Below are 11,316 nucleotides of genomic sequence, written 5' to 3'. Positions count from 1 at the left end.
GGTGACCACGGTCGTGACTTCGGTCGTGACCACGGTGACCACGGTCGTGACTTCGGTCGTGACCACGGTGACCACGGTCGTGACTTCGGTCGTGACCACGGTGACCACGGTCGTGACTTCGGTCGTGACTTCGGTGACCACGGTCGTGACTTCGGTGACCACGGAGGCGGCGGCTACGGCGGCGGCTACGGCGGCTACTAATCAGTCACTAGTGATCACGTTCGGAGCGCGGTGTGTGGCCGTTGTCCGGCCCTCTGGTCGGAATACACGCACACACCGCGCTGCCGTACAGCGGCGGAGTACAGCAACTGCCGCAACCACAGCCGACCCACATCACCTCCCAGCGAACGTGTGATCAGCCGGGCCGACCTTGGCAACCGTCCCGCCCGTAGTCCGGGACGAGGAGGTCGTGCCAGACGCGTGCCAGGTTCTGCGGGGAACCACGGGTTCCGACATCCACCGCTGACATCAACGGCGGTGGAGGCGGTCGAATCGGCCCTCGACCACCCCAGCCTCCCAGGCCTCCCGAGCCGAGAGTGCGAGTTCGATTTTCCTCACCCGCTCCGCCATGGTTGAGGCCCAGGTCAGACGACCTGGGCCTCGTTTTGTTGTCCAGCCCCCTAGGGGCCGTCCACGGCCGGTGAGGCGTACTGCTCGCCTACCAGATCCGACCCGCGTCAGGGAGTCGTGAGGACCGGGGTCTTCACTACCTTCGCGCAGATCGCGTATGCCTGAAGCGTGCCGGGGTTGGCTGTGTCCGTGTTCGTGGCGAAGGCCCACCAGCGCTCGCCGCTGATCGGCGCGCTCGCGGACAGGTTGTAGCGCTCCGTGTGCGAGTTGCCGGCCGTCACGATGGCTCCGCCGCCGACGCGGGTCTCTCCTTCGTCGCATCCGGCCACCGCGGCGGCGTTGCCGCCGTAGCCGCTCGTGGACACCGGAATGGGCACCGCCGCGCCCTGCACGACTCGGACCACGTCATCGGCTTGTGCCGCTCCGGCGGTGCCGACCACTGCTGCCAGGGCTACTACAGCTACCAGAGACTTCTTGAGCACAGGGATCTTCCTTCGCTGGATTCCGAGGGAAAGCGACATCGCACCTTGTGCGAGCCGCCCAACATCTATCCCGGCCGCGAATCGCCCCTTCAGACATTCCTTCGTGACACGCTTGTGCGACTCGTGACTTCACCCGGGCGGCAGCGGGTAACGGGAACGGGGGCCAGGAGGAGGTGCCTCCCTGCCTCACAGCCCCCGACGCCGGGTCTCGGCGCGCGTCTCGTAGAGGCGTGTGGCCGGCACCGTGGCGTGTTCCGCGACCAGGGCGCGGGCCCGCTCCGGCAGCTGTGGTGGGCCGAGCCGGTCGCCCTCGACCGCTCCGGGGATCAGCCCCTCGGCCACCTCAGCCGCCGTCGGACGCCGGTCCGGATCGGCGTGGAGGCACGAACGGACCACCTCCGCCAAGTCGACCGGCAGGCCCGCGAGATCGGGTGTCCCGGCGCGAATCGCGGCCACCACGGACGGCGTGTCCCGGCCCCACGGGCTTCGCCCCAAGGCCAGGCGCGCGAGGAGCGTGCCCAGGGAGAACACGTCGCTGGCCGGCGTGAACGTGCGCTGCTCGCGCAGTTGCTCCGGTGAGGCGTACGCGTACGTGCCGGCGAAGCCGCGTCGGGGCTGCGTGAGACGTTCGATCTGGGCGATGCCGAAGTCGATGACGCGCGGGCCGTCCTCCGCAAGGAGCACATTCGCCGGCTTGAGATCCAGATGCACGATGCCCTCGGCGTGGATGGCGCTCAGGGCCACGGCGATGCCCGCCCCCAGCGTGCGCACCAGGCCGACGTCCAGCGGCCCGCACCGCTCGGCAAGCTCCTGCAACGAGGGAGCGGCCACGTACGGGACCGCCATCCACGGAGTGGCCCCCTCCGTGTCCGCCCCGATCACCGGCACCGTGAACCGCCCGCCGACCCGTTGCGCCGCCCGCACCTCGTGCGCGAAGCCCTGCTTGATCGGCGGCGCCGCCGCGAGGTGCGGGTGCAGCGTCTTGACCGCGACCATCAGCCCGTCGGCGTCCTGGCACAGGTAGACCCGCCCGAAGCCGCCCTCGCCGACGCACTCCAGCACCTCGTACGCGCCGAAGGCCTGCGGCCGGTCCACCCCGGCTGCGGGCCGCGCCCGCTTGATCTCCCGCCAGCTCCCGATGGCCTCGGCCTCCGCGTGCACGGCGATCCGACCGCCCACGTCAGCCGCCCTCGGCACGTCCCGTTCGCCCGCCGCGTCCTTCACCACTACGACCCGCGCCGCCACGGGCTCGCCCTCCCGGAACACGTACGCCTCGATCCGCACGTTCTCGCCACCCAGGCGGGACACGTAGACGCCGGCCAGCCCCAACTCCTCGCACACAGCGGCCTCTTCAGGCGTCGGCCGCAGGTCTTCTCGGGCGAAGCAGAGGGCGGTCGCGTCATACCCCTGCCGGGTCAGGTTCTGCTCTACGTCCGCCCACTGCTCGACGGTCCACACACGCCAACTCCGGTCACCCCCAGCCTCGCCCGCCAGCACCGCGCACGCCACCCCCGGCGCCGCCTGCACCGCCTCGCCCAACACCCGCTCCCCGATACGAAGCACCGGACGCCCAGCCATCCGGGCCAGCTCGTCCCGCTGCCCGCGCAGCACGTCGTACTCCGGTGAACCCGGCCCCTGCCCCCGGAGCTCCATGCACGCGAGCACCTTCCCGAAGCAGTCGACGGCCGTCGCACGGTCCTCCGCGTTCACCGCCGCCTTCGCCTGCGCGACCCGCGCGGAGAGCGTGTGCGGGCTGCCCGCCCCGTGAAGCTCCTCGCACCGCTCGGCGATCCGCCCGTACATCCGGCCCGCGCGCTCGAAGTCCCCGGCTTCCTCCACCGCGGCGGCCGTCGCGCGGAGGTCCCGCAGCCCGTCGTCACCGCCCTCGTTCCCGAACGGCAGCCCGCCCGCGACCTCGGCGTAGCGCTGGCGGGCGATGGTGACCAGCTCGTGGCCAGGGCCCAGTTCCTCCTGCGCCGTGTGCAGCATCTGCGAGAACGTGCGCAGCGCCGCCGCGTTGTCGCCGCCCTGCTGCTGCCAGTAACCCACCTCGCAGAGCAGGGTGAGCGCCTTCTCGGTGCGGTTCTCCCGCTCGGCGGACCGGCACATGCTCTCGTAGCGACGCACGGCCTCCTCGGGGCGGCCCGACCGGCCGTGCCAGTGGGCGAGTTGGTGCCGGGCCAGTTCGGTGTCCGGATGGCGCGGCCCCTGGATCCGCTCCCGGTCGGCCATCAGCCGGCCGAACTGCTCCACCGCGGCTTCCGGTCGGCCGGACTCGCCGGTCCAGTGGGCGAGTTGGTGCCGCAGCGCCAACGTGTCGGTGTCCTGCGCCCCCAGAAAGCGCTCCGCCATCCAGACCAGGTCCGTGTAGCGCGCGGCGGCCTCCACCGCCCCGCCCTGACGGCCGATCAGCTCGGCCTCCCCGCTCCCCTCCCGCAGCGACGCCACCAGCTCCCGACGGGAATCCGAGCCGGGCTCCCCCACAGTCCCGCGCTTCCGCCTGCCGAACCACCCCACCGAGCCACCCCCACAGCCAGAGCCAGAGCCAGAGCCAGAGCCGGAGCCATGGCCGGACGCGTACCGAGGAGCCCACTATGCCCTACCCAAACGTTTGCGCCAATCGTTTGGGCAACAACACCCACCTGTAGGGCAGGGAACACAACTGCCTCACGTTCAGAGCCCGTTCGGCCCGATTGCCGCACCCGTCGAGGCCCGCACCACCAGCTCCGGCCCCAGCACCTCCGAGTCGACGGACTCGCCCGCGATGCGGCGGAGCAGCAGCCGTACGGCGCGTCTGCCCTGCTCGGCCATGGGCGAGCGGACGCTGGTGAGCGGGACGGGCAGTTCGGCGGCGAGCGGGGTGTCGTTGAACCCGGCCAGGGCGAGGTCTTCGCCAAGACGCAGGCCCAGGTCGCGGGCGGCGCCGACGGTGCCGATCGCCGCGAGGTCGTTGACGGCGAAGACGGCGGTCGGTCGGTCGGGGCCGGTCAGCAACTCGACGGCGGCGCGGTGTCCGCCGGCCGTGTCGAAGGGGCAGTGCCGTACGCGGTTCGCGGGCAGGGGCAGGCCGGCCTCGCGGTAGCGGTCGGTGAAGCCGGCGGTGCGGTCGGTGCCGGTGCTGGCGAAGGGTTCACCGGCGATGACGGCCACGTCACGGTGGCCGAGGGCCAGGAAGTGTTCCGCCACGAGCCGCCCGCCGAGGCGGTCGTCGCAGGTCACCGCCGGGTGGCCGGTGTCGGTGCGGCGGTTCACGAGCACGAAGGGGGTGCCGTCCAGGGCCGGTCCGGCCAGCGCGGCCCCGTCCAGGTGGGCGTCGCCGATGATGAGGCCGTCGACCCGGCGCCCCAGGACCATGCCGATCCGCTCGCGCTGGATGGCGGGGTCGTCATGGGTGTTGGTGACGAAGGTGGAGAGCCCGCGCCGGGTCGCTTCCTCCTCCACACCCTCGTAGATGGTGGCCACCACGATCTCCGACAACCGAGGGAAAAGCACCCCGACCAGGTTGCTGCGCCGGGTGCGGAGGCTGGTGGCGTGCGGGTTGGGGCGGTAGCCGAGTTCGTCGGCCAGTTCGCGGATGCGGCGTGCCGTCTCGCCGGACGCGGCGCGGCCCTGCTCCCCGGTCGGGCCGTTGAGCACGCGGGAGACCGTCGAGACGTGCAGCCCGAGCCGGTCCGCGATCCCGCGCAGTGTCACCGGACCGCCGTCGCCCGCCATACCCAACTCCCACCTGGCCGTTGCCACTTCCTGAAACACCTGCCCCCATTCTCTCGAACGGTCCACCGGGCGGGACCCAGCGAGCCCACCCCGTAGTCGGCAGTTCTGGGCCACACGAGCGGGGCCGGGGCGCCGCAGCTGCCGGCCGAATACTGCCAATCCCAGATGCATCCGAGCCCCCGGCCCCGCTCTCGGTGACAGCGGCGGAAGCGGAAAGTCGCCGGCGCGATATACCCCGCCACCGACAGTCACACAGACGGCTCGAACTAAGCCCGGTAGGAGTGGAATTTCCTGTGTGCAGACCTGTCGCGCCCGCCCTATTACGAATTCGGATAGTAATAATCCTTTATAGAATTGACGCGGAAACCCGAGACAGTCATTGCCTCGGCCAGGGTTATCCTCGCGTCCATGGCCATGTCTTCCGACGGTGCCGTCGCTTCCACCCGCCTCGGCGTTTATGCCGGGCCCGGGAAAACCGCGGCCGTGGACAGTACGCAGAGCTGGCTCGGGCTGTCCCGGATCGACGCGACCGATTATGTGGACCCGTCCGAGAATACGAAGTGGAACCGGCGCGCTTTCGAGTTCTGGGGCGACTGGAAGAAGTCCGGGGACGGGCGGCGGCTCGTGCTCGGGCTGCCGTTGCTGCCCAAGGGCGGGGACTACGAGGACGCGCTCGCAGGCGCCTACTGCGCCCAGTTCCGGGACCTGGCCGACCTGCTGGTCAGGAACGGCCTGGGCGACTCGGTCATCCGTCTCGGGTACGAGGGCAACAACAGGACGATCGGCCCCTGGCACGGAACCGAGGACCCGGCCGCCTACCGCGAGATGTTCCGGAAGGTCGTCACGCTCATTCGCGACCGCCCCGGAGCGCGATTCCTCGTCGACTACAACATGGCCATCGGCACCTCGGGCGAGGTCACCTCGTTCGAGACGCTCTATCCCGGTGATTCCTACGTCGACATCGTCGGGCTCGACATCTACGACGTGTGGTGGAAGCACCCGGACGCGACACCGGAAGAACGCTGGGAGCACACCCTCAACACCCCTATGGGCGTCCGTGACTTCAAAGTTTTCGCCGCCGCCCACCGCAAACCGGTGTCCTATCCGGAATGGGGCCTTTACCGGCCCGGCGACTCCTACGCCGGCGGCGGTGACTCCCCGTACTTCGTCGACCGGATGGCAGAACTCGTCCAGGGCTCCGCCTACCAGTCGTACTTCGATCACGACTGGGGTGGCGGAACCCTGGACGACTTTCCCAAGGGGCGGGCTCAGTACAAGCTCCGTTTCGGGAGCTGAGCCCGCGCCCGGCGTCAGCGCTTGGTCGAGCTGTTGAAGAGCGAGCGCGACCAGACGTAGCCGACGAGCGCGATGACCGCGCACCAGGCCAGCGAGATCCAGCCGTCGTTCCCGATCGGGGAGCCGGTCAGCAGGCCGCGCAGCGTCTCCGTCATCGGCGTGAACGGCTGGTTCTCCGCGAACCAGCGCAGGCCCGGCGCCATCGACGCGGCCGGCACGAACGCCGAGCCGAGGAACGGCAGGAACTGGATGAGCAGCGGCTTGTTGCTCGCGGACTCGACCGTCTTGGAGATCAGCCCGAGCGCCGCCGACAGCCACGCCACCGCGAACGCGATCGCCGTGACAAGACCGGCCGCCTCCAGCCATTCGAGGGGGTTCGCGTCGGGCCGGAAGCCGAGCGCGAGGGCCACGCCCACCACCAGGACCAGGCTCACCAGCGTCGTGATGACGGACCCGACGACATGGCCCGTCATGAACGACGAGCGCGTGATGTTCATGGTGCGGAAGCGGTTGACGATGCCCTCGGTCATGTCCTGGCAGACCGCGATCGACGTCGACATCGCCCCGGCCGCCACGCCGATGATGAGGATGCCCGGCGTCAGATACGCCAGATACGCGTCCCGGCCGCCGCCCGCGCCCGGAAGACCGGCGCCGATCGTGTCCCCGAAGGCGTACACGAACAGGAACAGCATCAGGATCGGCATCATGGCCGGGCCCAGCGATACCGAGGGGTAGCGCAGCGCGTGCTTGAGGTTGCGCCGCAGCATCGTCATCGAGTCGTGCACGGCGTACGTGAGGGTGCTCGTCGCGGTACTCATCGCAGGGTCTCCTTGATGTGAAGGGCGGATCCGGAACCGGGCGCGCCGTCGCCGGTCAGGGCGAGGAACACGTCGTCCAGGTCGGGGGTGTGCACGGAGAAGTCGGCGGCGCGGACACCGGCGGCGTCGAGCCGGTCGAACAGGGCGCGCAGCGCGTCGAGTCCGGCGTCGCCCGCCACGCGCAGGGCGAGGTTCTCGTCGTCGCGGGCCGCGCCGGGGAAGGCGCCGGCCGCGCGCTCGTACTCGTCCGGTTCGGTGAACCGCAGGCGTACGTGGCTGCCGGGGATCTGGGCCTTGAGTTCGTCGGCGGTGCCCTCGGCGACGATCCGGCCGCCGTCGAGGACGGCGATCCGGTCGGCCAACTGGTCGGCTTCTTCCAGGTATTGAGTGGTGAGGAAGACGGTGACGCCGCCCGCGACCAGCGAGCGCACGGTCTCCCACATGGTGCGGCGGCTGCGCGGGTCGAGCCCGGTCGTCGGCTCGTCCAGGAAGATCACCTGGGGGTCGCCGACGAGTGTCATGGCGATGTCGAGGCGGCGCCGCATACCGCCGGAGAAGGTCGCGGCGCGGTTGCCCGCGACGTCCGCGATGCCGAACCGTTCGAGCAGTTCCCTGGTCCGCTTGCGGCCCTCGCGCTTGTCGAGGCGCAGCAGGTCGGCCATGAGGAGCAGGTTCTCCTCGGCGGTCAGCAGGTCGTCGAGCGCGGCGAACTGTCCGGTGACGCCGATCGCGGACCGGACGCCTTCCGGCGCGGTGGCGAGGTCATGGCCCGCGACCTGGGCCTGGCCGCCGTCGGCGCTGATGAGCGTCGACAGGATCTGGACGGTGGTGGTCTTGCCGGCGCCGTTCGGGCCGAGCAGGGCGAACACGGTGCCCGCCGGGATGTGCAGGTCGATGCCGTCGAGGACGGTCTTGTCGCCGTAGGACTTGCGCAGACCGACGGCGGAGACGGCTGCGACGGGCACCTGCCGGCCGTCGACGTGCCTGGGCGTGGGCATGACAGATGAAGGCATGGGCTTCTCCTGTGAGAAGGCGTGCGGGACGGTGGGGTGTGGTGTGGTGCGGCGCGCCATGAAGTGGCGTCAAGTAGTCGCTCTGACAAGCGACTTGGATACCGGGGGGGCGGGGCGACCCTCAGGCCTCCGCCCCCGTGGTCGCGGGCCCTGTACTCCTCCGCCCCGCGAACGCGGACTCAGGCCTTCGCCCGGCGGATGTCGATGTTGCCCCAGCTCGTGCGGGCGCGGACGGTGACCTTGTCCTCGGTCTCCCCGGGGGCCTCGGACGCGGCGAGCGTGTTGCGGACCTGCCCGCGCGTGGAGTTGACGTCGAGCCAGGCGGCGGTGCCCTGGCGGATGCCGACCTCGATGGCCCCGTACGAGGTCTCCAACTGGACGGCGCCGTTGACGACTTCGGCGACGCGCAGGGAGCCGTGGGCGGCGGTGGCCGTGACGGAGGCTTCGGCGCGGTCGATCTCGATGTCGCCGTAGGCGCCGCTCGCCCGCAGGTCGCCGAGGACGGCGCCGACGATCGTGCTGCCGTGCGAGTTCTTCAGGGTGGCGGGGCCGCCGACCGTACCGAGGCGCAGCGTGCCGCTGCTGGTGGTGACCTCGGCCGCGCCCTCGGCCCGGTCGACGGAGACCGAACCGTGGGAGACGGTCACGCTGAGCGGCCCGGTCGTGTCCAGGCGGACGTCGCCGCCGGAGGTCTTGACCCGGGCCCTGCCGAGCCGGCCCTCGCCGGACAGCGTGACCCAGGCGCCGGTGACGTCGATCTCGGAGCCCGCGGGCAGTTCGACCTCGACGTCGACGATGCCGCTCGGGCCGATGATGCGGCGCTCCTTCGTCCTGACGGTCAGGACGCCGTTGGCGTACGTGACCTCGGTCTGCTCGGCGGCCTTCACGTCCTTGTCGCGCTTCGGGTTGGCCGGCAGCACCTCGACGACGGTGTCGGTGCGGTCGCTCGCGGTCAGCCGGAGGGAGCCGGCGCCCACGTGGGCGGTGACCGAGATCGGTTCGGGAGTGGCGAAAGAAGGCATGGCTGTTCCGTCCTCTTGAGTCTCAGGTGAAATTCCGGGTGAAACGCCGGGCGAAGTGGAGCGTGAGGTGAGGGGCGGGGCGGCGGCTAGCGCACCCAGCCCGTGAAGTTCTGACCGATCGTGCGGGCCTTCTCGGTCGTACGGGGCCGTGCGCCGCCGTCGACCGCGGCCGACACGGCGCGTACCAGCCACGCGTTGACCGACAGGCCCTCGCGGCCGGCCGCCTCCTCGGCCCGCGCCTTGAGGTGGGCGGGGAGGCGGAGGTTGACGCGGGCGGTGCCGCCTTCGTCACCGTCGGCGGGTGCCGGGGCCGGTGCGTCGAGCGGCTCCGCGGGTACGGTCTCGGCGCCGGCCGGTTCGTCGCGCGGCGGCGCCGTCACGACGAAGTCGGGGTCGAGACCGCGCAGCCGTACGTCGACCGAGCCGGGGGCGAGTTCACGGGTGATCTCGTCCATCGCGGCGGAGAGCACGTTGAGCATCGTCAGGCGGGTCGCCGACTCCAGCGGGGCGGTGAGCCGCTCGGCCAGCTCGCGGGCTTCTTCGCCACCGGCTTCGGCGGCCACCGCGAGTTCGCGGCGGAGGTTGTCGACGTACGGGGTGAGGTCCATGTGAGCCATAGTGGCACCATAGTGGCGCCACTTGCAACCCCTTAGGGGTGCCAATAGTGAGCCGTGACCAGTACAAGCGCCCTGACCTGCAAAAACGAGCTGACATCAATGTGCATCAAGATGGCGCCACGCAGCACACCACCACCCCACAAGCCCCCAGTGGCACCACTTGGCATCACATGGCACCAAGCAGCGCCACTCCGACGCCACCCCTTGAACTCTCCGAACCCCTACGCCGCCCGCACCACCGCCGGCTCCACGTTCTGGTTCGCGTGGAACAGGTTCCGCGGGTCGTACTCCCGCTTGACCTCCGCGAGCCGCGCGTAGTTCTGCCGGTACGTCGCCCGGACGCGCTCCTGGGACTCGTCGGCCCCGATGAAGTTCACGTACGCGCCGCCCATCGAGTACGGATGCAGCTCCTGCCAGTACGAGACCGCCCACTCCTTGACCGCTTCCGCGTTGGCCGGGTCGGGGTCGATGCCGCCGATGATCCCCGACCAGACCGCGTCCCGGTAACCCCAGGCCGTCGCGTCAGCCGGCACCCGGGACGCGGCCGCGTCGACCGGGTACATGTGCATCATCGAGAGCGCCGTCGGCAGGTTCTCGCCGAACTTGGCGTGCACGTCGATCGCCTCGTCCGTGACACGGTCGAAGAAGTCGCCCCGCCAGTACCACTGAAGCCCCTTGGGGATCAGCTCGTCGAACATGCTCTGGAGCATGGGGTACGGCATCGGTGCCGTGAACTGGAAGGCGGGCGGGCCCGGTTCGGCGGTCCCCGCGACCGCCTCGTCCATGCGGACGAGGTCACCGGTCCAGCACCACACCACGCCGCACATCTTCCGGCTCTGGATCTCCTCCGGGAACGGCGGGCCCGGCGGGACGGTGAGGATGGCGAAGAACCCGTTCAGGTCCTCCGGCGCCTGCGGCAGGAACTCCCGGTACCACGACATGACTTCATGGATCCGCTCGATGGGCCACAGGCTGATCCCGACCCCGACCGTGTGCACCGAGTGCAGCTGGTACTTGAACGCCGTGGCGATGCCGAAGTTGCCGCCGCCGCCCCGCAGCGCCCAGAACAGGTCCGCGTTCTCCGACTCGCTCGCCGTGACGAAGCTGCCGTCCGCGAGGACCATGTCCACCGCGAGCAGATTGTCGATCGTCAGGCCGTACTTGCGGGTGAGGTGGCCGTGGCCGCCGCCCAGGGTGAGGCCGGCGACGCCGGTCGTCGACATGATGCCGGCGGGCGTCGCGAGCCCGAACGCGTGCGCCGCGTGGTCCAGGTCCCCCAGCTGACTCCCGCCGCCGACCCAGGCCGTCTTCGCCGTGGGATCCACCCGGACCCAGCGCATCGGCGACAGGTCGACCGTGACCGCGCCGTCGACCAGGCACAGGCCGCCGCCGCTGTGCCCGCCGCCCCGCACGGCGAGCTCCAGTTCGTGGTCGCGGACGAAGTCGACCGCGGACATCACGTCACCGGCGTCCGCGCACCTCACGAGTGCGGCCGGACGCCGGTCGATCATCGCGTTGTAGATCTCACGGGCCGAGTCGTACCGCGCGTCCTCCGGGCCGATGACCGGTCCGCGCAGCTCGGCCCTCATCAAATCGAGAACGGTGTCGTTCATGGCGCACTCCTCGGCGCAGCACCGGCCGCTGTTCACTCCCCCTCGCCCTTGTCGGCTGGCGTCGGTGAGCGGCTCTGTGCGCCGGCGTCCGGGCGCCCCCGTCCCGCCACGGCACGTCTCGATCGCGCGCGGGCTTGCTCTTCCAGGATCCGCCCGCCCGGCAGGGCCCGC

Annotated in this window: 9 protein-coding genes; 1 reads left to right on the top strand and 8 read right to left on the bottom strand. The window is 70.7% G+C overall.

Annotated elements, in window-relative coordinates:
• Positions 1 to 677: 677 nt before the first annotated feature.
• The 3 genes from ABZ893_RS16450 to ABZ893_RS16440 form a co-directional block, all read right to left on the bottom strand.
• Positions 678 to 1,052, bottom strand: coding sequence for a hypothetical protein (locus tag ABZ893_RS16450; protein ID WP_361403211.1), 375 nt, complete (start codon positions 1,050 to 1,052; stop codon positions 678 to 680).
• A 186-nt stretch (positions 1,053 to 1,238) separates the two neighbouring features.
• On the bottom strand, positions 1,239 to 3,500 hold the full coding sequence (locus tag ABZ893_RS16445) for a protein kinase (RefSeq protein ID WP_361403208.1): 2,262 nt from the start codon (positions 3,498 to 3,500) through the stop codon (positions 1,239 to 1,241).
• A 225-nt stretch (positions 3,501 to 3,725) separates the two neighbouring features.
• Positions 3,726 to 4,793, bottom strand: coding sequence for a substrate-binding domain-containing protein (locus ABZ893_RS16440; protein WP_361403205.1), 1,068 nt, complete (start codon positions 4,791 to 4,793; stop codon positions 3,726 to 3,728).
• A 381-nt stretch (positions 4,794 to 5,174) separates the two neighbouring features.
• On the opposite strand from ABZ893_RS16440, the gene ABZ893_RS16435 reads away from it, so the two are divergent.
• Positions 5,175 to 6,062, top strand: a complete 888-nt coding sequence (locus tag ABZ893_RS16435; protein ID WP_361403202.1) for a glycosyl hydrolase — start codon at positions 5,175 to 5,177, stop codon at positions 6,060 to 6,062.
• 14 nt (positions 6,063 to 6,076) lie between these two features.
• Here ABZ893_RS16435 and ABZ893_RS16430 read toward each other — a convergent pair whose 3' ends face one another.
• The 5 genes from ABZ893_RS16430 to ABZ893_RS16410 all read right to left on the bottom strand — a co-directional run bounded on the left by ABZ893_RS16430 (position 6,077) and on the right by ABZ893_RS16410 (position 11,145).
• Positions 6,077 to 6,880, bottom strand: a complete 804-nt coding sequence (locus tag ABZ893_RS16430; protein ID WP_361403199.1) for an ABC transporter permease — start codon at positions 6,878 to 6,880, stop codon at positions 6,077 to 6,079.
• Positions 6,877 to 7,893 (bottom strand): ATP-binding cassette domain-containing protein, encoded by a 1,017-nt coding sequence (locus ABZ893_RS16425; RefSeq protein ID WP_361403196.1) that lies wholly within the window; start codon positions 7,891 to 7,893, stop codon positions 6,877 to 6,879. The genes ABZ893_RS16430 and ABZ893_RS16425 overlap by 4 nt, the downstream gene beginning before the upstream one ends.
• A 179-nt stretch (positions 7,894 to 8,072) precedes the next feature.
• Complete coding sequence (locus tag ABZ893_RS16420) at positions 8,073 to 8,915, bottom strand: DUF4097 family beta strand repeat-containing protein (protein ID WP_361403193.1); 843 nt, start codon at positions 8,913 to 8,915, stop codon at positions 8,073 to 8,075.
• An 86-nt stretch (positions 8,916 to 9,001) separates the two neighbouring features.
• A complete protein-coding gene (locus tag ABZ893_RS16415) occupies positions 9,002 to 9,523 on the bottom strand; it encodes a hypothetical protein (RefSeq protein ID WP_361403580.1) in 522 nt (173 codons plus the stop codon).
• Between the two features lie 230 nt (positions 9,524 to 9,753).
• Positions 9,754 to 11,145: an FAD-binding oxidoreductase gene (locus ABZ893_RS16410; RefSeq protein WP_361403190.1), complete on the bottom strand. Its 1,392-nt coding sequence runs from the start codon at positions 11,143 to 11,145 to the stop codon at positions 9,754 to 9,756.
• Positions 11,146 to 11,316 lie beyond the last annotated feature (171 nt).

It is taken from the genome of Streptomyces sp. NPDC046821 (assembly GCF_040645335.1).
Classification (GTDB): domain Bacteria; phylum Actinomycetota; class Actinomycetes; order Streptomycetales; family Streptomycetaceae; genus Streptomyces.
This window is presented reverse-complemented; position numbering and strand designations above follow the sequence as displayed.